Origin of the sequence: Streptomyces sp. NPDC004539, from assembly GCF_040610055.1 — a bacterium.
GTDB lineage: Bacteria > Actinomycetota > Actinomycetes > Streptomycetales > Streptomycetaceae > Streptomyces.
In genome coordinates this window covers 648,788-670,031 of record NZ_JBEXLS010000003.1, presented here as the reverse complement: position 1 = coordinate 670,031, position 21,244 = coordinate 648,788, and the positions used below count along the sequence as shown (strand labels likewise).

Genomic DNA, 21,244 nt, shown 5'->3' with positions numbered 1-21,244 from the left:
GCCCTCGGCCGCATCGGCGACCCCACCGACGGCGACTGCCTCATCGCCACCGCCCACAAACCCGACGACCCCACCGACACCTACGGCGACCTCAAGGCGATTCTGCACTTCGTGCCCTGGGGCGAGGACGGCGCTTCGCTGGACCTCATGCGCCGCGACCGCTCCGCCGACCCCGGCATGAACGAACTCCTCATCGTCGCCGCCCTCCAGGCAGCCCCGAAGTTCGGCATCACCCGGGTCTCGCTCAACTTCGCGATGTTCCGCTCCGCCCTCGCCCGCGGCGAGAAGATCGGCGCCGGCCCCGTCCTGCGAGCCTGGCGCGGCCTCCTCGTCTTCCTCTCCCGCTGGTTCCAGATCGAATCCCTCTACAAATTCAACGCCAAATTCCAGCCCCGCTGGGAACCCCGCTTCGTCGTCTACCGCAACTCCGCCGACCTCCCCCGCATCGGCTTCGCCGCCATGCAGGCCGAAGGCTTCGTCGACCTCGCCATCCCCCTCCCCCGCTTCCTCCGCCGCACCCCCGCCCCCGTCTCACACGACGAACACGGTGCTGACCAGCGTGACGTACACGGCCGTGCCCGCGCCCACGCTCAGGAGGGCGTTGCGGCGCCAGAGGTGGGTGCCGACGGTGACGGTGAGGGCGAGGGCCGTGGGGAGGACGGCGGACACCTCGGCGCGCGTGTCGCGCAGGCAGTAGACCAGCAGGATCACCATGACGCCCGCGGGCATGCGGCGGCCCAGGTACTGGACGAGCGCGCTGGACCGGAGCGGCCCGAGCACCGTGAACGGGAGGGCGCGCAGGGCCCAGGTGACCGCGGCGGCGACCGCGACGGCGGCGAGGACATGGCCGGTGTCAGGCACGGCGCTCCTTCCGGGCGGTCAGCAGCCGCCTCGCCATGAGGGCGGTGGTGAACAGGACGAACGCCGTGAGCAGCAGCTCGCCGGGGAAGAGGACCTTGGCTACGAGGGCGCTGGCCAGGGCGAGGCCGGGGGTGACCTTGTCGCCGGCCGAGTCGCGGATCGCGTCGACCGCGAGGACCGCGAACAGCGCGGTGAGCGCGAAGTCGAGGCCGTGGAGACCGGCGGGGACGACGGAGCCGAGGAGGGCGCCGAGCGTGGCGCCGGTGACCCAGTAGAGGTGGAGGTATCCCTGCGTCCACAGAATCCGGCGCCCCGACCAGGAACGGGCACCGCGGGCCGTGGCCAGCGCGAACGCCTCGTCGGACAGGGCGAAGGTGCCGTACGCCCTGCCCAGAGTGCCGCGTATCCGGTCGAGGGGGAAGGAGAGGGTGTAGAAGACGTGCCGGATGTTCACGAGGAACGCGGTGAGTCCGACGGTGGCCAGCGGGGCGGCTGTCACGACGAGCCCGATCAGCAGGAACTCGAAGGAGCCCGCGTAGATCAGCCCGGCGAACAGGACGGCACACCACCAGGCGAGCCCGGACTGCACGACCAGGGCGCCGAACGCGAGACCGAGCGGAAGGAACCCGAGCCCCACGGACGCGGAGTCCTTCAGCGCGGCCAGGGCGGCGCGACCGCCTTCGGGTTCGGGTGCGGAATGCGACTCCGATTCCGGAGCCAGGGATATCGCCATAAGGAAATATTAGGAGAAATCGCACGGAATTTTATTTCCTCTTTCCCCGGCGGGACGATCGCCCGAGCAATTTCCTTCCCTCGATGCGCCGTCCCGTGAGATTTCGTTCCACGAGGGGCTTTCGGTCCGGGCCGTCAACGTGGGTCGGGGGCGGCGCCTGGGCAGGTGGCGCATCTCGGGATGGGTCCCGGTGTGGGCCAGGGGTCCGTGGTCCGGGTGTTGGCGCCCGGCTCGGTGCGGAGGCGGGCGGCGTCGCGGAGGTCGCGGGACAGGGGCGTCGAGTCCGCTGTCCCGGGGCGTTGTTCGAGGGCTTCGTGCAGACGGTTCCAGAGGCCGGCGTCCGTCCAGATCAGGAAGCGCCGGTGGGCCGTCGACTTCGAGATGCCGAAGCAGGGGGGCAGTGAGCGCCAGGCGCAGCCGCTGAGCAGGACGTAGACGATCGCTGCGAACAGGGCCTCGTCCGCCGTGCGCGGCGTTCCGCCGCCCTGGGGGCGTGGTCCGGGTTCCGGGAGCAGGGGGCGGGCGGTCTCCCACAGGGCGTCGGGGACGATCCAGGTCCAGGGGGCGGCATGCCTCATCCAGCTCCGTTCGTGGTCGGGGGGCCGGACCAAACTACGAGCTGGACGGGGGTGGGAGCGGGGGCCGAGGGCAGAACCCTCCCAAGTGTTGAAGGAGCCGGGCGGCCTTCTCCGCCGAAATGAGGAGGCGGTGCGCCGAAGCGGGCGACGCCGTGGCCGCTCGGGCTGGGACTTGCCCGAGCGGCCACGGTGCTGTCGTCGTCCGGCCGCTCCTTACTGGCTACTGGTTGACGGTGCAGGTCGCGAGCGCGTTCACCTGCCGCCGGCCGGCCTGCCCGCCGACCTCCCGGACGATCCGCTTGATCGTCGCGACACGCGCGTTCTTGAGGGGGTTCAGAACAGCCCTCCGTACGGAATCGGCACCGCCCTGACCGGTCGCCGAGGCCAGCCGGCTGTTCGCCTCCTGGATCTGCGCGGTCAGCTGCGCCAGCTCACGGTTCACGGCGGCCTGCGCGGCGGCGGGGACGGCACGGAGGCGGGAGGCGACGTCAGGACAGTTGACGGTCTTCACGGCGCCGGCGTTGTTGTTGCCGTTGTTCTGGGCAGCTCCACCGGCATTGTTGCCGCCGTTGTTGTTGCCGTTGTTGTCAGCCGCTCCACCGGCGTTGTCGTTACCCCCGTTGCCCTGCTGAGCGGCTCCCCCACCGGCATTGTTGCCCGCACCGGCGCCGTTCCCGCAGTTGCCACCCTGCGCACCGGCGTTGCCCTGCGCGGCACCGGCGTTGCCCTGCTGCGCCGCCCCGGCCTGCTCGTCACCCTTCTCCGCGCCCCCGGCGTTGTCGCCGCCCCCGTTCCCCTGCTGCTGACCGGCCGCCCCGTTGTTCTGCCCTTGCCGCATCCCCCCGTTGTTCTGCGCGGCGGCACCTCCGGCGTTCCCTTGTCCGGCGCCCCCGGCGTTGTTCCCCGCGTTCCCCTGCGCGTTCCCCTGCGCCGCGCCCCCGGCGTCGCAGTTGTTTCCCGTGTTGTCGCCGCCGGCGTTGCCCGCGTTTCCGGCGTTGCCGAGTCCGCAGGTGGCGAGGGTGTCGACCTGCTGGGCGGCGAGCGCGGTGCCGGCCGCCTGGGCGATGCGGTTGATCGTGGCGACGCGCTTGTCCTTGAGCGGCGTCAGGATCGCGTTCTGGACGAAGCCGGCACCGCCCTGTCCGGTCGACGTGGCGAGGCGGTTGTTCGCCTCCTGGATCTGCGCGGTCAGCTGCGCCAGCTCACGGTTCACCGCGGCCTGCGCGGCGGCGGGAACGGCCTGGAACCGGCCCGCGACGTCCGGGCAGTTCACCGCGGAGGCGGCCGATTTCGTCGTGGCCGCGGAATTGTCCGAACCGGACTGCCCGGCCAGCGCGGAACCGGCGATCACGGCGCCGGACAGCACGACGGCGGCCGAACCGCCGATCAGAGCGATACGGCCTTTACGGTACTTGGGAAGAGCCCTGGACATAGTCATGCCCCAATCCGAATCAAGGGGGGGTGGCGTCCGCCGGTGGTCGGCCGGCCGGATTCTCATAACGCGGCGCCTGCGTTCGGGGATGAGTACGCGACCGTCCGGCGCCCTGCTCAACGCGCCCCGATATTTCTTCGAGACTATTTCCAGAAAGCCTTTCAGCAGCGTGTCCCAGGTGGCAATGCGATCCCGTTCCCGGAGCCCGACCGGCCGTCTCCCCCAAAGTGATGAGGCCCGTTCCCTCCTTTCGAACGAGGTGGCGGTCCTCCAGCCCCACCTAGCCTCACGACATGCAAAAAGCCAATACAGTAGGGCACGTCGCCTCCCTGGACGTGCTGCGCGGACTGGCGGTCATCGGTACGTTGCTCACCAATATCTGGATCTTCGCCCCCGCCGGATGGGACTCGTACGAAATAAAAGGGGAGGCGTTGACAGGTCTTTTTTCCGAGACCTGGCAGACACGCATCGCGGATATCTCGACCATGGTGTCGAACGGGAAGTTCCTTTCCCTGTTGTCGATCCTCTTCGGCGTCGGTATGGCCATCCAGTTCGAGTCCGCGCTCCGCCGGGGCCACCGCTGGCCGTGGCGTTACGAGTGGCGTTCGCTGCTGCTTCTCGCGGACGGTTTCCTGCACTTCGCGCTGGTCTTCGAGTTCGACATCCTCATGGGGTACGCGCTGGTGGCGATGGTCGTCGCGCCGTTGCTGCGGCTGCGGACCCGTTGGCTGGTGGCGGCCACCGCGCTGGCGGGGGCGTTCCATCTCGTCATGGAGTACCGGAGCGTGCTGAGCACCCAGGACCACAGCGCGCGGGAGCTGCCGCCGGACGCGTCGACGACGGGTGACCGCGTCCCGCTGCCCGAGCCGGTCTCGTACGTGGACGAGGTCGCGAACCGGCTCGGGGACTTCTGGAATCTGCGGTCGGAGGCGTTCGTCATCGCTCCCCCGCTGTCGGCGTTCCTGTTCCTGACCGGCGTACTGCTGTGGCGGGCCGGGCTGTTCACGGCGGACGCGCGGGCCCGGCGGCTGAGCGTGTGGCTGGCGGCGGGCGGCCTGGGTGCGGGGGTCCCGCTGACGGTGTGGCCCGCTCTGGGGCTGCCCGGCGGGGACGTGCTCGTCACGCTGTCCCGGTACACGGTCGCGCCGGTCGTGGCCTTCGGGTATCTGGGCCTGGTCCTGGTGCTGCTGAGGCGCGGGGGCGGAACCGGGTTCCTCGGCAGACGGTTCGCCGCTGTGGGCCGTACCGCCCTCTCGTGCTACATGCTCCAGAACGTCCTGGCGATGGCAGCGTTCAACTCGTGGGGGCTGCGGCTCGGCCCCTTGGACAGTGTGGGTACCGTGCTCGCCTGGGCGGTGATCAGCGGGATACTGATGCTCGCCGCGTCCCTGTGGCTACGGCGTTTCCCGCAGGGGCCGTTCGAACTGGTGTGGCGGGCCGCGGTCGAGGCGCCGTTCCGCCGCCGGGACCGCGGGCGGGCCGAAGAGGCCGCTGCCGGGCGGGAGCGGGCGAGGAAAGAGCACGTCGACGTCCCGTAACGGAGTCTCATGAGCAGCATGCCGAACGGCCGGCCCGTACCGCCCCCCGAGCCCGTCCTCCCCCGCCCGCACCGCGCGACCGTCGCCGCCCTGATCGCGGTGGCCGCCGGGCTGGACGTCGGTGAGTTCCACTGGTTCGGGTTCACGATGTACTGGCTGGTCGTCATCGGCGTCGCGGGCGCCACGCTGGGCGTCTCGCTGGCCTGGCGCCGTACCCGTCCGACGGCGGCGCTCGTGGTGGCCGGGCTGGGGTATCTGGTGTCGTGGGTGTCCGTGGTGTCCTTCCCGGACTCGGTGCTGCTGCCGACGATGGCTCAGGCCGCCCTGTGGGTCGTGGTGTTCGGCCAGATCGCCGAGGGCACCCGCCGGATGCGGCTGGCCGCGATCTCCGTGCTCGGCGCCTGCATCACCCTGGAGTGCCTCCAGAGCGTCCAGATGATGGGCCGCGCCGACGTCCCCACGACGATGCTGCTGTACGACGCCGTCACGTCGGCCTTCGTCCCGCTGGTCCTGTGCGCCGCCGCCGACGCCGTACGCGGCCGTATCCAGCTCGCGACGGCGCAGGCGGCGCAGGCCGAGCGGCTGCGGGAGCTGGACGCGCGGGCCGCCGCGCACGGTGAACGGCTGCGGCTGGCGCGGGAGTTGCACGACGTGGTGGCCAACCGGCTGAGCGCGGTGTCGATGCGGATCACGGCGGCCGGTCATGTCCGCAAGCCCCCGGAGACCCCGGAGAGCAGGGCGCTGGACGAGATCGGGACGGAGATCGACAGCGCGCTCGGTGAACTGCGCAGCATGCTGGGCACGTTGCGCGGCGGCGATCCGGGCCCCGCGCTCACCGGCGCCCCGCCCTCGCTGACGGACGTCGGTGAACTCGCCGGTTTCGCCCGGCTGGCCGGCGTCGAGGTCGAGGTCGTCGTCGACGGCACCCCCGTCCCCCTGCCCGGCGCGCTCGATCTCGCCGGGTACCGCATCCTCCAGGAGGCCCTCGCGAACGTGAGCCGTCATGCCCGGCCGCCCCGGGCGGTCGTCCGGGTCGAGTACCGGGGTGACGGGGTGCGGCTGCGGGTCGACGACGAGGGGTGTGACAGTGTGCCGGGGGCGCCGCCCGGTCACGGGATCACCGGGATGCGTGAGCGTGCGGCGCTGTGCGGTGGCCGCGTGAGCGCGGGGGTCCGGCCCGGTGGGGGCTGGACCGTCGAGGCGACCCTTCCCCTGCCCGAGAGGACCCGATGACCGTCTCCATACTGCTCGCCGACGACCAGGACATGGTCCGCACCAGCATGCGGATCATGATCGACGTCGAACCCGATCTGGAGGTGGTCGGGGAGGCGGCGGACGGGCGGCACGCCGTCGAACTCACGGCCCGGCTGCGCCCGGACGTCGTCGTGATGGACATCCAGATGCCGCACCTGAACGGCGTCGACGCGACCCGCCGCATCATGGACCTGCCCGGCCCCCCGGCCGTCCTCGCGCTGACGACGTTCGATCTCGACGAGTACCTCTTCGGCATCCTGCGCGCGGGCGCCGCCGGTTTCGTCCTCAAGCACGATCCGGCGACGACCCTCCTGGAAGGCATCCGCGCGGTCGCCCGGGGCGAGGGCTTCGTCTCCCCCGGCCCCACCCGGCGGCTGATCACCCGCGTCACGCACGACGACCCGGCCCCGCTCCCCGACACCCTGACCCCCCGGGAGCGGGACGTCCTGACCCTGCTGGGCCACGCGCTGAGCAACACCCAGATCGCCCGGGAACTCCACATCGAGGACAGCACGGTCAAGACGCACGTCCAGAGCATCCTGACCAAACTCAGGCTCCGCACCCGGGTCCAGGCCGCCCTGCTGGCCAACCGCTCCGGCCTGACCACCCCCGCCAACAGCCCCGGCGCCGGGAAGTAGCCGCCTACTGGCCGCGCTCGGGCCAGGCCGGCCCCTCGTCCGTCCAGACGACGCCCTTGTTGCGGCAGAGGCAGAAGGGGTGGCCGACGGGGTCGGTGTAGACGCGGAAACCGTAGCCTTCGGGGCCGACGCAGTCGCGTCGCAGGCTCGCGCCGAGGGCCAGGACGCGCCGCTGTTCGGCCTCGATGTCGTCGACCTCGAAGTCGAGGTGGAACTGCTTGGGGTGCTCGCTGTCGGGCCACCGCGGGGCGCGGTAGTCGTCCACCCGGATGAAGGCCAGCTCGATCGCGCCGAACCGGATGCCGGCCCAGAAGTCGGTGCTGTCCTCCTTGACCGGGAGCCCTGTCACCTCGGAGTAGAAGGCGGCCAGCTTCATCGTGTCCGGGCAGTCGATGATGAAGTCGGTGAGTCGTAGCATCCCGCGATCTTGCCACAGACTTTTAGATGGGATGTATCTAGGCCATTTCCGCTTCTGGAGTGCATCCAGCGGGCCAGAACGCATCGGACATCCCATCAATCTCTGTCCGAACCGTTGACATGGAGTGGTCACGTGACCGACCTTCCTGACGGTCGACGTCTTCGCGCCCACCCCCACCCCCGGAGGTCTCCGTGTCCCCGAACCCCCTGAGCCGGCGTCATTTCCTGGCCGCCGCCACCGCCGTGGCGGCGGCCTCGACCGTGACCGGCCGGCTCGGCGCCGGTACCGCGCTCGCGGCCGGGCCGGGCGCGTACACCCCCGACTGGCCGTCGGTGAACCGGCACCCGGCGGCCCCGGAGTGGTTCCGGGACGCGAAGTTCGGGATCTACTTCCACTGGGGCGCGTTCAGCGTCCCGGCGTACGACAACGAGTGGTACCCGCGGAACATGTACGCGAGCGGGAGCAATGCGAACAGGCATCACGTCGCGACCTACGGCAGCCCGTCGGCGTGGCCGTACCACTACTTCGTCGACGGCGGACGGGACCTGGCGGGCAACGCCGTCCAGTTCGCGCCGAAGCTGAGGTCCGCCGGCGGGAACTTCGACCCCGCCGAGTGGGCGCAGCTCTTCGTGGACGCCGGGGCGAGGTTCGCGGGGCCGGTCGCCGAGCACCACGACGGGTTCTCGATGTGGGACAGCCGGGTCAACGAGTGGAACTCGGCCGCCAAGGGGCCGAAGCTGGACCTGCTGCGGCTGTTCACCGACGCGATCCGCGCGAAGGACCTCAAGCTGCTCGTCGCGATGCACCACGCCTACAACTTCACCGGCTTCTACGAGAACGCGCCCGCGCAGTCGGACCCCAGCCTCAAGAAGTTCTACGGGCAGCTGAGCGCGGCCGAGGAGAACCAGCTCTGGTACGACAAGCTCAAGGAGGTCGTCGACCGGTCGCGGCCGGACATCCTCTGGCAGGACTTCAACCTGGAGGCGGTCGACGAGACCCGGCGGCTCGACTTCCTGTCGTACTACTACAACCAGGCCGACGCGTGGGGGAAGGAGGTCGTCGCCACCTACAAGGACGGGCTCAGCCCGCACGGCGAGGTCTTCGACTTCGAGCGGGGCGGCCCCGGTGACCTCATGGCGCCGTACTGGCTGACGGACGACAGCATCTCCAGCTCCAGCTGGTGCTACACGCAGGGCATCGGCTACTACTCGACGGCCCAGATCCTGCACTCGCTGCTCGACCGGGTCAGCAAGAACGGCACCGTCCTCCTGAACATCGCGCCTACGGCCGACGGAACGATCCCGCAGGGCCAGCGGGACATCCTGCTCGGCATCGGCGACCACCTGAGGCGGTTCGGTGAGTCCGTCTACGACACCCGCGCCTGGACGGCGTACGGCGAGGGCCCGACGAAGATGGGCGGCGGCGCCTTCACCACCCCCACCTCCGGTACCGCCCGGGACATCCGCTTCACCAGGAACAAGGCGGGTACGGTCCTGTACGCGACGGCCCTCGGCTGGCCCGGCACCGAACTGACGCTGGCGACGCTGAACTCCGCCCGCATCGACACCGGTTCCCTCACGAACGCCCAGCTGCTGACCCCGACGCCCGGCGCCTACACCGCCCTGCCCGCCCCGACGCAGGACGCCACCGGGCTGCACCTCACCCTGCCGTCACAGTCCGCCCCCTTCGACGCCCTCGCCTACGTCGTCAAGCTCACCTTCTCCGGCCCGATCCCGTCCCTGAAGCCCGCCGCGGGTGCGGTGTTCCACCCGGAGGCCGGCTACCGGGGCCCGGCGGCCGTCCTGACCGTGGGCGACTACACCGCCGAACAGCTCGGCCTCGCCGGTCTCCCCGCCCGCACGCTCTCCTCGCTGCGGCTCGCCCCGGGCCACCGGGTCGTCGGCTACGCGGGCGACGACTTCACCGGCACGTCCTGGACGTTCACCGCCGACACCCCGGACCTCCGCACCACCGGGAACGACGACGCCGTCGCCTCGCTCAAGGTCCAGCTCGACCCGGCGGCCTGGTTCAAGCTGACGAACGTGACCAGCGGACTGGTCCTGGACAGCGGCGGCGCCGTGGCCGACGGCGCGAACCTCAAGCAGTGGACCTGGGACGGCAGCCCCAACCTCCAGTGGCAGGCGGTCGCCCTGGACGACGGCTACTACAAGCTGGTCAACCGCGCGAACGGCATGGTCGCCGACGGCTGGGGCGCCACCGCGAACGGCTCCCCCTGCCGCCAGCTCGCCTGGAACGGCGGCCCGAACCAGCAGTGGCGCGTCACCCACCGCGACGACGGCCGCTACTCCGTCACCAACCGCACGACCGGCCTCGCCCTGGACGGCGGCGGCAGCGTCCCCGAGGGTTCCGTCACGAAGCAGTGGTCCTGGACGGGCAGCACCAACCTGCAATGGACGTTCACCACGGTGTGACCCGGCCGCCGCCGCGGCGGGCTAACCCCGGTTCCACCGCTGGGAGGCGGAGCCGAGCACGTCGGCCAGCCGGACCTTCGTCCCGTTCCCGGTGCCCGCGCCGACGACGTCGATCACCAGCCCGTTGGAGCGGTTGACGACCGAACCGTCCAGCCGGGACGACCACTTCTGGCTGGACTTCCCGTTGCAGGCCCACAGGATCAGCTGTGTGCCGGAGGTGGTCCCGTCGGCCGCCGCCGCCAGGCACTTGCCGGAGACGCGGAGTTCACCCGCCGGGGTGGCGGTGACGGTCTGGTTGGCGTTGCCGGAGCAGTCGTAGAGCTGCACCTGTACGCCGGTCTGCCCGTTCGGCACGTCGAGGCAGCGCCCCGAGGCCGCGCCCTTGAGCGTGAAGGTGCCGTCGGTGGGCAGCGGGTCGGCGACGAGCTGCCAGTCCTGCGAGCCGTCGTCCGTCGCGGCGGCCACGGTGACGGCGGTGTTCGCGGTGGCGCCGGTGAGGTAGAGGCCGGTGTTGCGGACCGAGCGGAGTTTGACGTAGCCGCCGGTGGTGGAGTCGACGAGGGTCCACTGTTTGTCGGTGGCGCCGTCGTCGACCCACTGGGCGAGTTTCTGGCCGGCGGTCGCGTTGCCGGTCCAGATGCCGACGGCCCGGCCGCCGGTCTTGTTGAGGAGGCTGACCGCCGAGCCGTTCGCGGTGGTGTGCCAGCGCTGGGCGTCGTCCGCGGAGTTGCGGGCGGCGAGGACGAGGTCGGGGGTGTCGCCGGTGAGGTTCGCGTCCTGCGTCCGGCCGGCCTCGGGGCTGAGGACCTGGCCGGTGAGCCGGTTGACCAGGGTGTAGTAGGTGGTCTGCGGGGAGCGGCCGAGGTCGGTCTCGCCGTACCGCACCGGCCCGGTGCCGCCACCGCCGAACCCGGCCTGGAGGATGACGACGCGTCCGGTGTTCTCGTCGTACTGGAGGGCGCGGCTGTACCCGGAGGTGACCGGTGTCTGGTACTCCTTCCAGGCTCCGGTGCTGAGGCCGGACTCGTTCACCCAGACGCTGCCGCTGCCCGCCGCGTTGTAGACGATGCGTCCGTCGGGCAGGGGCACGAGCACCGGGCTGCCGCCGGTCGCGAGGGCCCGGCCGCCGGAGGGCACGGGCAGCGCGGTGACCGCTCCGTCGCCGGACGCGGCGGCGTAGAACTTCAGCGGGTCGTCGGCGATCCGGTACCGGGTGTTCGTGCCGCCGCCCCACCACTCGTAGGTCAGCAGCCACTTGCCGTCGGTGGTCGGGGCGATGGTCGTCATGCCGGGGCGCCCGCCGCCGATCTCGCTGGTGCCGCCGTTGTTCACGGTGCTGCCGGGGATGTCGACGACCGGCCCGCTCCAGGCGGAGGCGCTGACGCCGTTCCAGGTGCGGTGCGCGAGGATCTGACCGCCGGAGTCGGTCCGGGTGTCGTTGGCGGGGTCGAGGGTGGGGACGCCGGTGGCGGTGTCGTAGCCGGTGTAGTCGTTCTCGTCGGAGTAGTAGGCGACGAGCTGTCCGTTCCGGGCGTACAGGTACGGCTCCCAGACCGGGTCCTTCTGGGCGTGGGTGTTGGCGGCCGACAGTTTCGAGCCCGCCCAGCCGCCGGCCGCGACGATGTTCTGCAAGCTCCAGTCGGCCCCTTGATCAGTGCTGGAGTAGAGGGCGATCGCGACGTCCTTGCGGTCGCCGTCCCCGGAGGGCGTCCAGTTCGGGTCGGCGGCCTTCTGCTCCTCGTAGTACATGTCGTCTCCCGAGACGACGGTCGCGAGGAGCAGGGTGCCGGCGGCGAGGTTCCCGACGGACTGGGGCAGGACGTAGAGGTACGGGTTGGTCCAGTTGCTCGTGTACTTCGCGTACCGCGGGTCGTTCGAGAGGTAGGCGGGGGCCTTGACGTCGGACAGCTTCTGCCAGGTCGTGCCGTCGTCGTCGCTCTTGTAGACGGGCATCGTCTGGCCGACGGGGGCGCCCTGGCTGTTCTCGAACGCGGCCACCAGCCGGCCGCCGGGGAGCTGGGCGGACTTGGGGTAGAGGACGCAGGGGTGCTTGTTGCAGGTGGCGGGGTTGTCGGCGACGTACAGGCTGGACGAGGACGGCTGGTAGGCCGCCGCTCCTGTGGCGGCGGCGAGGGTGAGGATCAGGCCCGCTCCGAGGGCGAGTGCCTTGCGTGGGATCGTCGGCATGAGTGCGGCTCCTCCGTACGTGGGGTCAGGGAAGGACCCTGACCGGGGTGGTCATGGTCCGGGTGTGGTCGACGAGGCGCGGGGCGCCGGTCAGGTCGAGCCGTACGGAACGGCCCGGGTCGCCCGCCGACTCGGCGACGGTCAGCACGATCGCGCCGGGTTCGACCCGGCGGCGCAGGTCGCGGCCGGTGAAGCTGGTCATGTCCGCGTGGACGTCGAACTCCACGGCCCGGCTCTCCCCGGCGGCGAGTTCGACCCGGGTGAAGCCGATGAGCTGGCGGACGGGCCGGGTGACGGAGGCGACGGGGTCGGTGAGGTAGAGCTGCGGGACGAACACCCCCGCGCGGGACCCGGTGTTGGTGACGGTGGCCCGCACGGTCACCGCCCCGTCGGCCGCGAGGCTCTGCGCGTCGGCGTGGACGCCGGCCACCGCGAACGTCGTGTACGACAGCCCGTGCCCGAACGGGTGGGCGGGCGTCGGGTCGATGTTGCTGACGCCGTCGCTCTTGAGGGCGAGCGGCGGGGCGAGGTAGGTGCCGGGCTGGCCCGCGCTGTCGCCGGGGATCTGCACGGGCAGCCGCCCGGAGGGGTTGACGCGCCCGGAGAGGACCCCGGTGATCGCCGCCGCGCCCTCCTCGCCGGGGAAGAACGCCTGGACGGCCGCGTCCGCCGCCGCGCAGTGCCGGCCGATCGCGTAGGGGCGGCCCGAGACGGTGACGAGGACACTGCGGCGCGCGGCGGCGAGGACCGCCTCCACCAGTGCCTCCTGCGCGCCGGGCAGCGTCAGCGTGCCGACGTCGCAGCCCTCGCCGGACGTCCCCTCGCCGAACATCCCGGACCGGTCCCCGACGACGAGGACCGTCAGGTCGGCGGCCTCGGCGGCCTCGACCGCCGCGCGGATGCCGGTCCGGTCGTCGCCGGTGAAGGAGCAGCCCGCCTCGTGGCGCACGACGGCCTCGGGGAACTCCCGGCGTACGGCGTCGAGGACGGTCGGCGCCTCGACCCCGAGGGGGGTGCCGGGGTGGTGGGGCAGGACGTGGTTGGGGAAGGAGTAGCAGCCGAACAGGCAGCGGGCGTCGTCGGCGGCGGGGCCGATCACGGCGACCGTGCGGACGCCGGTCAGCGGGAGGGTGCCGTGCGGGTTGTCGAGGAGGACGACGGACTGCTCGGCCAGTTCCCGGGCGAGGGCGCGGTTGTCCGGGGAGTCGAGGTCGGCGGGGGCCGTGTAGCGGCCCGGTTTCCAGTCGGGGTCGAGGAGGCCGAGTTCGGCCTTCTGGGTGAGGACCCGCAGGACGGCGCGGTCGAGGAGGGCGGTGGGGACGCCGTCGTCGAGGAGCGCCGGCCCGTAGCCGGAGGTGTGCGGGAGTTCGACGTCGATGCCGGCCCGCAGGGCGAGGCGGGCCGCGTCCCGGACGTCGTCCGCGACGTGGTGCAGGGAGGCGAGGAAGGCGACGGCCCAGTAGTCGGAGACGACGGTGCCCTCGAAGCCCCAGGTGTCCCGCAGCAGCCCGGTGAGCAGGGACTCGTCGGCGCCGCAGGGCACGCCGTCGATGTCGTTGTAGGCGTTCATCACCGACCGGACGCGCCCGGTGACGACGGCCTTCTCGAAGGGGACGAGGACGACGTCCGCGAGTTCCCGGGGGCCGAGGACGGCCGGGGCGTGGTTGCGGGCCGCGCGGGAGGCGGAGTATCCGGCGAAGTGCTTGAGGGTGGCGACGACACCGGACGACTGGAGGCCCTGGACGTAGGACAGGCCCAGCTCCGACACGAGGTAGGGGTCCTCGCCGAGGGTCTCCTCGACGCGGCCCCAGCGGTAGTCGCGGACGACGTCGAGGACGGGGGCGAGTCCTTGGTGGACGCCGACGGCCGCCATGTCCGCGCCGATCGCCCGCGCCATCCGGCCGACGAGGTCCGGGTGCCAGGTGGCGGCCCAGGCGAGCGGGGTCGGGTAGACGGTGGCCCGCCAGGTGAAGAAGCCGGTCAGGCACTCCTCGTGGGCGAGGGCGGGGACCGCGAAGCGGTTGGCGGCGACGACGCGTTCCTGGAGTTCCGCGAGCCGCCGGCGGCCGTCCTCGGGGTCGACGGGCGCGGTGCCGAACACGCGGGTCAGCTGGCCGAGTCCGCCGGTGACGGCCTCCTCGAAGCGGTCGGCGCCCCGGAACGTCTCCTGCATGGGCGCGACGTCGCCGCCGCCGTCGTGGTCGGGCCAGGTGCTGCCGAGCTGTGCGACCTTCTCCGCCGGGGTCATCGCCGCCAGCAGGGCCCGTGCGCGGACGGGCGCCGGCAGGGCCGGGTCGCTCCACAGCCCGGTCGTCGGGCGCGCGTCACTGATCGTCAAGGTCGTGTCCTTCGCTGTTTTCGGGCAGGGCGAAGCCGCCTGTCCGGTTCGGGTGAAGTCGTACGGCGGGAGCCGCTTGAAGTCGTATGGGGGGAGCCCTTTTTGCCGCCTGCCCGGTGCCCCCGGCGGGTTACTTGCCGCCGGCCCCCATCAGTCCGGCGACGAGGGCCCGGCGCGCGAAGAGGTAGACGACGAGGATGGGCACCGCCGACAGCAGTACCGCCGCCAGCAGCGCGGGGACGTTCGCCCCGTACTGGGAGACGAAGTTGTACAGGCCCGGCGTGACGAGCTTGGTGTCGTCCGACTGGGTCATGATCAGCGGGAAGAGGAACCCGTTCCACGCCTGGAGCGCGGTGAAGACGGACGCGGTGGCGATCGCGGACCGCGCCATCGGGACGACGAGGGTCAGCAGCGTGCGGGCCGGGCTCGCGCCGTCCAGGGCCATCGCCTCGTACAGCTCGGTGGAGATGTCCCGCATCCCGCCGCTGAGGACGAGCACGCTCACCGGCAGCGCGAACGCGGCGGTGGGCAGGATGATCCCCCACAGGCTGTCGTAGAGGCCGAGGTCGTTGACGATGAGGAAGAGCGGGATGATCACGGCCTGGGAGGGGATCGCGAGGCCGAGGAGGAACAGCCGGAACACGCTCGTGGTGAGCGGGCCCCGCCCTCGGACGACGGCGTAGCTGACCGGCACCCCGAGGAGGAGCACGATCGCGACCGTGGCGACGGCCACGACGAGGGTGTTGCCGATGTAGTGGAGGAACCCGCTGTCCACGACCGTGCGGAAGTTGTCCAGGGTCACCTTCGACGGCACGGAGACCGGGCCCTTGTCGATGTACGTGGTCTGCGGTTGCAGCGCGGTGTTCACCAGCGCGTACAGCGGGACCCCGATGATCAGGAGCCATACGCACGCGGCGAACCCGGCGGCGTGGTTGGGGCGGGTCCTCACAGCCCCTCCAGGGTGCTCGTCATCTTGTCGTATCCGCTGAGCCTGGTGAGCAGGACCGAGGCGCCGGTGGCCAGCAGGAGCAGGAAGCTCGCGATGGCGCTGGCGTAGCCGTAGTCGTAGGTGCGGAACGCGGTGCGGTACATGGCGTAGGGGAGGATCGAGGTGTCGGTGCCGGGGCCGCCGTCGGTGAGCAGCAGGACGACGTCGAAGGCGGTGAGTCCGCCGACGACCATGAAGACCGTCGAGGTGATCATCGTGTTGCGGAGCTGGGGCAGCGTGATGTGGAAGAACTGGCGGACGCGGCCGGCGCCGTCGATGGCCGCCGCCTGGTAGAGGGTCTGCGGGACGGCGCGGGCCGCGCCCTGGTAGAGGAGGCTGTGGAAGGGAACGAACTGCCAGCTGGTGACGAGGATCAGGCAGGCGATGGCGCCCTGCTGGGTGCCGAGGGGGTTGCCGCCGAAGAGCCAGCGGACGGAGGCGGGCAGTCCGAAGTTGGGGTCGAGGAGCTGGCGCCACATGATGGCGGTGGCGGCGGTGGAGAGCAGCAGCGGCAGGAAGAACACCGCCGAGAGCACGGCCCGGTTGCGCTGGTGGCCGGCCGCCCAGACGCCGAGGAGGATGCTGACGGGCGCCTGTACGGCGATGTTCCCGATCAGGAGGACGCCGGTGACGAGGGTGGCCTGGCGGACCTGGCCGTCGCCGAGGAACCGCGACCAGTTCTCCGTCCCCGTGAACCGCGGCGCGGACAGGCCGTCCCAGTGGGTGAAGGAGAGGTAGAGGACGCCGGCCATCGGGACGACGGCGAAGACGAGGAAGAACAGCAGCCCCGGCAGTGCCCAGGCGAGGCCCGGCCGTTCCAGAGCGGGTGGAGCGGCGTGGTCGCGGGCCTTGCGGGCGGTCGCGGGCCGCGAAGTCGTGACGGAGACCACGGACGTGCCCTTCTACTTCTTGACGGCCAGCACCGCGTCGACGAACTGTTCCGGGGAGCTCTGTCCGTTGAAGAGTTTCTGGATCTCGGTGAGCAGCGGGGTGCCGAGGGTGAGGCCGAGGGCCTGGTCCCAGGACTGGGTGAAGGCGGGGGCGTTGCGGACGAGGTCGTACTGGAACTTCGCGTACGCGGGGTCGGCGGCCTTGGCGAGGAACTGGGCGGCGTTCGCGGTGACGGGCACCTCGCCCTTCTCGACGAGGCCCTGGACGTAGCTGTCGCTGTAGGTGGTGGCGAGGAACGCGGCGGCGGTGCTGCTCGCGGCGTTCTTGGTGACGGAGAGGTAGTTGGTGGGGTTGCCGACCACGTCGGCGGGGTCGCCCTGGCCGCCCTCGACGGCCGGGAAGGGCACGTACCCCAGGCCGTTCCTGGCGAAGTCGGGGGCCTCGCTCTGCTGCTGGGCGTACTCCCAGGAGCCCATCAGGACCATGGCGGCCCTGCCCTTGTTGAGGAGGGTGCTGGTGCCGCCGGAGCCGTAGCTGACGGAGCCGAAGTTCTTGCCGAAGGCGCCGCTGTCCACCAGCTCCTCGATCATCCGGGCGGCCTTGAGGATCGCCGGGTCCTTCCACTGCGACCAGTCGCCGCCCGCGATCTTCTGGAAGAGTCCGGGGCCCGCGAGCCGGTCGACGAGGTACTCGACCCACATCAGCTCGGTCCAGGACGAGCCCGCGTTCCCGGCGAGCGCGAAGGGGGTGACACCCTTGCCCTTGAAGACGGTGACCAGGTGCTGGAGGTCCGCGTAGGTCGTCGGCGGCTGGACGCCCGCGTCCGTGAACAGCTTCTTGTTGTAGAAGAGGAACACCGGCTGGGTGCCCCGGCAGGGGACGCCGACGAACGCGCCGCCGACCTTGCCGGCGGCCAGCGCGGAGGGCAGGAAGTGGGCTTCGAGGGCGGGGTCGAGGGTCACGAGCTTGCCGGCCCCGACGAAGTCGTCGAGGCTGCCGCCGCCCCAGTTGAAGAACATCCCGGGCATCTTCGAGGAGCCCATCGCGGTGCGCAGCTTGTCCTTGTAGCCGTCCGTGGCGATCACGGACATGCTGACCTTGCCCTTGCCGGCCGCGTTGAAGGTGTCCACGGCGGCCTTCGACACCGGGTTGGTGGGGTCCTGGAGCATCCAGAGGTCGACGTCGCCCGTGGGCGAGGAGGCGGTGCTGCCGGAGGAGCCGCAGCCGGCCGCGCCGACGCTCAGCGCGGTGGCGGCCGAGGCGGTGAGGAACCACCGTCGGGAGACTCTGTTCATCGTTGAACACCTTTCGGATTCGGCGGAATCCCCGTCGCGGGTGTGCCGCACCGGACAGGCCGTCCCGGGCCTGCGCGCGCTGGGAGATGGGGAGTGGGGGCGGTCGCCGCCAGATGCCGGGCGCGGGGTGTGCGCCCTGCCGACCTGCGGCTGAACCGGCGTCGGTCACGCTAGGCGGCGTGATTCGGCCACGGCAACAGCCGGTGGCCGACGAGTTCCGAAAGACTTTCGCGGGCGGCGCGGACAACCCTTGTAGGCTCCCCGCACCTTGTCCGAGCAGCACCTTCCTGGAGGCCGGGAATGCCGGTGCACAGCGTCCACGACACACGTCCCGCCGCACGCTGGGAGGACGCGTTCCTCTCCGGCAACGGCGAGTACGGGATCATGGTGTCCGGCGATCCGCACCGGGAGCGGATCGTCCACAACCACCACCGCTACGTCCTTCCCAACGGCTCCCTCGGCATGAAGCCGCCCGCCGTCGCGGACCGCCTCGAAGAGGTGCGGGACCTGCTCCTGGCCGGGGAGCCGGAGCGGGCGCAGCGCCTCTTCTGCGACGGCCGGGCGCTGGCCTGGACCCAGCCGTTCCACCCCGGGCACGTCCTGCACCTCGACACCCCGCCGGGCGGACGCCCCGTCGAGTCGTACCGCCGGGTCACCGACTTCACGTCCGGCGAGGTCCGTGTCACCTGGTCCGAGGACGGGCGGGAGCGGATGCGGCGGGCGTTCGTGTCCCGCGCCGACGCCGTCGCGGCCGTCGAGGTCTCGGGCCCCGGCCTCACCCTGTCCGTACGGCTCTCGGGCGAGCTGCCGGGCCGCCCGGACGACGTCACGTTCACGACGTCCGCGCAGGTCACGGGGGACGGCGAGGTGTGCCTGGCCGCGGTGGGGACGTATCCGCCCGGCCTCGGGGCGGCCGGGTTCGCCGGGGTGACGCGGGCCGTCGTCACGGGCGGCCGGGTCACCGTGGACGGAGACACGGCACGCGTCGAGGGCGCGGCCCGCGTCGTCCTGCTGACCCGCATGGACCGCGCGTCGCCCCTCCCCCGCGCCGGCACGCTCCACGCGGCGCTGTCCGGCCTGCCGGCCGACTACGACGAGCTGCTCGCCCGCCACATCCCTCTGCACGCCGGGCTGTACGGCCGCGCCGAACTCGACCTGTGCGCCGCGCCGCAGGCCCGCGACCTCCCCGTGGCCGACCTGCTCGCCCGCGCGGACACCGGGACCCTGGACGCCGCGCTCGCCGAGGCCCTGTTCCACTCCGGCCGGTACTTCCTGCTCAGCTCGACGGGGGTGCTGCCGCCGAGGCTGACGGGTGTGTGGCTCGGGGCGTGGGGGGCGGCCTGGTCCGGTGACTTCACCACCGACGCGAACGTCAACCTCCAGACGGCCGCGACGGTCCTGACCGGCATGCCCGAGCTGATCCGGCCGTACGCCGCGTGGATCGCCGCCCAGCTCGACGACTGGCGCACCAACGCCCGCACGGTCTACGGCGTCCGGGGCGTCCTGGCGCCGAGCCGGACCGACGGGGAGCACGGACTCCTCTTCCACCTGGACGACGACTGGCCCTGGGCGATGTGGACGGCCGGCGCGGACTGGCTGCTGCTGCCGCTGTACGAGTACTGGCAGGCCACCGGGGACGACGAGTTCCTCGCCGGGACGCTCGCTCCCTGGCTCGTCGAGGCGGCGCTCTTCTTCGAGGACTTCCTCACCCGCGAGGACGGGGACGGGCACCTGGTCCTCGTCCCGTCCTACTCCCCCGAGGTCGGCCCGAAGGGCGGGCGCGGGATGTCCGGGGTGAACGCCACGATGGACGTCGCCGCCGCCCGGCACGCCCTCACCGCCGCCGCCGACGTCTGCGCCCACCTCGGCACCGGTCCCGGCCCGGCCGCCCGCTGGCGCGCGCTGGCCGACCGCCTGCCGCCGTACCGCGTCGACGACCGGGGCGCGCTGGCCGAGTGGGCGTGGCCGGGTCTGGAGACGGCCGACGACCACCGGCACGTCAGCCACCTCCATCCGGTGTGGCCGCTGCACGACATCACCCCGGACGGCACTCCCGCGCTGGCCGCCGCCGCCCGCGAGGCGCTGCTGCGGCGCGGGGACGAGAACCTGTCGGCGCACGGCAGCCTGCACCGCGCGCTGGTCGCCGCCCGTCTGCGGGACGGGGCGACGGCGCGGGCGAACGTCCTGAAGGTCCTGGGCCGGGACATGGTCTTCCGCTCGCTGATGACCTCGCACAACCCGGGTCGGGAGACGTACAACGCGGACGCCGCGCACTGTCTCCCGGCCGTCTTCACCGAACTGCTGGTGGGCTCGCGGCCGGGGCTCGTCGAGCTGCTGCCCGCGCTGCCGCCGGAGTGGCCGCGCGGGACGCTGCGCGGTGTCATGACGCTCGCCGGGGTGCGGGTGGACGAGCTGGGCTGGGACGTGCCGGCGGGGGTCGTGCACGTCGTCCTCAGCTCGCCGCGCGCCCGGGAGGTCGTCGTGGTGTGCGCCGGTGCCGCCGAGCCGCGCCGGACGGTGTCGCTGGCGGCGGGGGTCCCGGCCGAGGTGACGGTGGCGCTGCTCAGCCGGCCGTGACGCGGGGCACCGACGTCGAGGTGCGCAGGACGAGTTCGGTGGCCAGCTCGATCCGGGGGGACGCGGGCGGCCGGCCCGCCGCGAGGTCGACGAGCACCCTGGTCGCCTCCCGGCCCAGTTCCTCGAAGGGCTGGCGCACCGCGCTGAGCGGCGGGCAGGACATGGCGGCGACGAGGGTGTCGTCGAAGGACATCACGGCCAGGTCGTCGGGGACGCCGAGCCCGTGCTGCCGGGCGGCCTCCAGCACGCCGAGGGCCTGCGCGTCGCTCGCCGCGAAGACGGCCGTGGGCGGGTCGTCGCCGCGCAGCAGCTGCCGGCAGGCCCGCAGCGCCTCCTCGAAGTCGAAGTCGGTGGAGCGCACGAGCGCCGGGTCGTAGGCGATGCCCGCCTCCTCCAGGGCGGCGCGGTAGCCGTGCAGCCGGGCCGCCCCGGCGAGCGAGTGGGAGCGGCCCGCGACCATGCCGATCCGGACGTGGCCGAGGCCCAGCAGATGCCGTACGGCGTCCTCGGCGCCGCTGCGGTTGGTGACGCCGATGCTCGGGATGCCGTGGCGGGGCGCGCTCAGCGGGTCGACGAGCACGACCGGGAGGCGCTGTTCGACGATCCTGCGCTGGTCGTCCTCGGACAGCATCGAGATCACGATGATCAGTCCGGTCGCGTCCAGCGCGGCGCACTCCGCCAGCCACTGCGCGATCGAGCGGTGGCCGGTCGTCCCGGTCACGACGTCGACGCCCCGTTCGTCGGCCGCGTTCACGATGCCCCGGACCACCTCCAGGGTGTACGGGCCGGCGAGGTCCCGGAACACGGCGATGATCTGGCTCGGCGCTGCGGAGCGTCGCTCCCCGGGGCGGACGTATCCGTGCCGGGTCAGCAGTTCCTCGACCCGTTCCCGGGTCCGCGCGCCCACGTCGGGCCGCCGGTGCACCACCTTCGACACCGTGCTGAGGGACAGGCCCGCCTCCGCCGCGATGGCCGTCAGCAGACCGTACTGCGCGTTCGCGTACCCGCCGTCTCGAACCGTCACCCGTGTGCCTCGCCTCGTACCGTCCCCCGGTGCTCGCCGCAACGTAACGGGACGGGACGT

General features: G+C 72.0%; 15 protein-coding genes and 2 pseudogenes. 6 read left to right on the top strand and 11 right to left on the bottom strand.

What is annotated here, in order from left to right; genetic code table 11:
- Positions 1–516 (top strand): annotated as a pseudogene (locus ABZX85_RS09460) (phosphatidylglycerol lysyltransferase domain-containing protein); the annotation flags it as partial.
- Between the two features lie 15 nt (positions 517–531).
- On the opposite strand, the gene ABZX85_RS09455 reads toward ABZX85_RS09460, so the two are convergent.
- From ABZX85_RS09455 to ABZX85_RS09440, 4 genes and pseudogenes are all read right to left on the bottom strand, one after another.
- The gene (locus tag ABZX85_RS09455) at positions 532–861 is read right to left on the bottom strand and encodes an AzlD domain-containing protein (protein ID WP_355864194.1); all 330 of its coding nucleotides are present in this window, start codon (positions 859–861) and stop codon (positions 532–534) included.
- The gene (locus ABZX85_RS09450) at positions 854–1,594 is read right to left on the bottom strand and encodes an AzlC family ABC transporter permease (RefSeq protein WP_355864131.1); all 741 of its coding nucleotides are present in this window, start codon (positions 1,592–1,594) and stop codon (positions 854–856) included. Before ABZX85_RS09450 ends, ABZX85_RS09455 begins: the two co-directional genes overlap by 8 nt.
- Before the next feature lie 224 nt (positions 1,595–1,818).
- A pseudogene (locus tag ABZX85_RS09445) lies at positions 1,819–2,172 on the bottom strand (transposase); the annotation flags it as partial.
- Between the two features lie 220 nt (positions 2,173–2,392).
- Entirely contained in the window at positions 2,393–3,610 is a 1,218-nt protein-coding gene (locus tag ABZX85_RS09440) for a hypothetical protein (RefSeq protein WP_355864129.1), read from the bottom strand.
- A gap of 287 nt (positions 3,611–3,897) precedes the next feature.
- Here ABZX85_RS09440 and ABZX85_RS09435 point away from each other — a divergent pair, with 287 nt between their 5' ends.
- Genes ABZX85_RS09435 through ABZX85_RS09425 form a run of 3 tightly spaced genes read left to right on the top strand, consistent with a single transcriptional unit; the run spans position 3,898 to position 7,034 of the window.
- On the top strand, positions 3,898–5,142 hold the full coding sequence (locus tag ABZX85_RS09435; RefSeq protein WP_355864127.1) for a DUF418 domain-containing protein: 1,245 nt from the start codon (positions 3,898–3,900) through the stop codon (positions 5,140–5,142).
- Between the two features lie 9 nt (positions 5,143–5,151).
- Positions 5,152–6,375, top strand: a complete 1,224-nt coding sequence (locus ABZX85_RS09430; RefSeq protein WP_355864125.1) for a histidine kinase — start codon at positions 5,152–5,154, stop codon at positions 6,373–6,375.
- Positions 6,372–7,034, top strand: coding sequence for a response regulator transcription factor (locus ABZX85_RS09425; protein ID WP_355864123.1), 663 nt, complete (start codon positions 6,372–6,374; stop codon positions 7,032–7,034). Before ABZX85_RS09430 ends, ABZX85_RS09425 begins: the two co-directional genes overlap by 4 nt.
- A gap of 4 nt (positions 7,035–7,038) precedes the next feature.
- Here the strand turns inward: ABZX85_RS09425 and ABZX85_RS09420 are convergent, their stop codons facing one another.
- Positions 7,039–7,452: a VOC family protein gene (locus ABZX85_RS09420; protein ID WP_355864121.1), complete on the bottom strand. Its 414-nt coding sequence runs from the start codon at positions 7,450–7,452 to the stop codon at positions 7,039–7,041.
- 191 nt (positions 7,453–7,643) lie between these two features.
- Here ABZX85_RS09420 and ABZX85_RS09415 point away from each other — a divergent pair, with 191 nt between their 5' ends.
- On the top strand, positions 7,644–9,884 hold the full coding sequence (locus tag ABZX85_RS09415) for an alpha-L-fucosidase (protein ID WP_355864119.1): 2,241 nt from the start codon (positions 7,644–7,646) through the stop codon (positions 9,882–9,884).
- A gap of 21 nt (positions 9,885–9,905) precedes the next feature.
- Here the strand turns inward: ABZX85_RS09415 and ABZX85_RS09410 are convergent, their stop codons facing one another.
- The 5 genes from ABZX85_RS09410 to ABZX85_RS09390 all read right to left on the bottom strand — a co-directional run bounded on the left by ABZX85_RS09410 (position 9,906) and on the right by ABZX85_RS09390 (position 17,583).
- Positions 9,906–12,071 (bottom strand): RICIN domain-containing protein, encoded by a 2,166-nt coding sequence (locus ABZX85_RS09410; protein ID WP_355864117.1) that lies wholly within the window; start codon positions 12,069–12,071, stop codon positions 9,906–9,908.
- A 25-nt stretch (positions 12,072–12,096) separates the two neighbouring features.
- Positions 12,097–14,409, bottom strand: a complete 2,313-nt coding sequence (locus tag ABZX85_RS09405) for a glycoside hydrolase family 3 N-terminal domain-containing protein (RefSeq protein WP_355864115.1) — start codon at positions 14,407–14,409, stop codon at positions 12,097–12,099.
- A 130-nt stretch (positions 14,410–14,539) separates the two neighbouring features.
- Entirely contained in the window at positions 14,540–15,358 is an 819-nt protein-coding gene (locus tag ABZX85_RS09400; RefSeq protein WP_355864113.1) for a carbohydrate ABC transporter permease, read from the bottom strand.
- Positions 15,355–16,218 (bottom strand): sugar ABC transporter permease, encoded by an 864-nt coding sequence (locus ABZX85_RS09395; RefSeq protein ID WP_355864192.1) that lies wholly within the window; start codon positions 16,216–16,218, stop codon positions 15,355–15,357. Before ABZX85_RS09395 ends, ABZX85_RS09400 begins: the two co-directional genes overlap by 4 nt.
- A gap of 81 nt (positions 16,219–16,299) precedes the next feature.
- Positions 16,300–17,583, bottom strand: a complete 1,284-nt coding sequence (locus ABZX85_RS09390; protein ID WP_355864111.1) for an extracellular solute-binding protein — start codon at positions 17,581–17,583, stop codon at positions 16,300–16,302.
- Between the two features lie 300 nt (positions 17,584–17,883).
- Here ABZX85_RS09390 and ABZX85_RS09385 point away from each other — a divergent pair, with 300 nt between their 5' ends.
- Complete coding sequence (locus ABZX85_RS09385) at positions 17,884–20,160, top strand: glycoside hydrolase N-terminal domain-containing protein (protein ID WP_355864109.1); 2,277 nt, start codon at positions 17,884–17,886, stop codon at positions 20,158–20,160.
- Here the strand turns inward: ABZX85_RS09385 and ABZX85_RS09380 are convergent.
- Positions 20,147–21,184 (bottom strand): LacI family DNA-binding transcriptional regulator, encoded by a 1,038-nt coding sequence (locus ABZX85_RS09380; protein WP_355864107.1) that lies wholly within the window; start codon positions 21,182–21,184, stop codon positions 20,147–20,149. The two genes, ABZX85_RS09385 and ABZX85_RS09380, sit on opposite strands and share 14 nt — an antisense overlap.
- Between the last annotated feature and the right edge of the window lie 60 nt (positions 21,185–21,244).

Coding starts and splice junctions, on each gene's coding strand:
- ABZX85_RS09385 (WP_355864109.1), top strand. CDS start 17,884: ATGCCGGTGCACAGCGTCCACGACACACGTCCCGCCGCACGCTGGGAG.
- ABZX85_RS09450 (WP_355864131.1), bottom strand. CDS start 1,594: ATGGCGATATCCCTGGCTCCGGAATCGGAGTCGCATTCCGCACCCGAA.
- ABZX85_RS09420 (WP_355864121.1), bottom strand. CDS start 7,452: ATGCTACGACTCACCGACTTCATCATCGACTGCCCGGACACGATGAAG.
- ABZX85_RS09425 (WP_355864123.1), top strand. CDS start 6,372: ATGACCGTCTCCATACTGCTCGCCGACGACCAGGACATGGTCCGCACC.
- ABZX85_RS09410 (WP_355864117.1), bottom strand. CDS start 12,071: ATGCCGACGATCCCACGCAAGGCACTCGCCCTCGGAGCGGGCCTGATC.
- ABZX85_RS09430 (WP_355864125.1), top strand. CDS start 5,152: ATGAGCAGCATGCCGAACGGCCGGCCCGTACCGCCCCCCGAGCCCGTC.
- ABZX85_RS09435 (WP_355864127.1), top strand. CDS start 3,898: ATGCAAAAAGCCAATACAGTAGGGCACGTCGCCTCCCTGGACGTGCTG.
- ABZX85_RS09440 (WP_355864129.1), bottom strand. CDS start 3,610: ATGACTATGTCCAGGGCTCTTCCCAAGTACCGTAAAGGCCGTATCGCT.
- ABZX85_RS09390 (WP_355864111.1), bottom strand. CDS start 17,583: ATGAACAGAGTCTCCCGACGGTGGTTCCTCACCGCCTCGGCCGCCACC.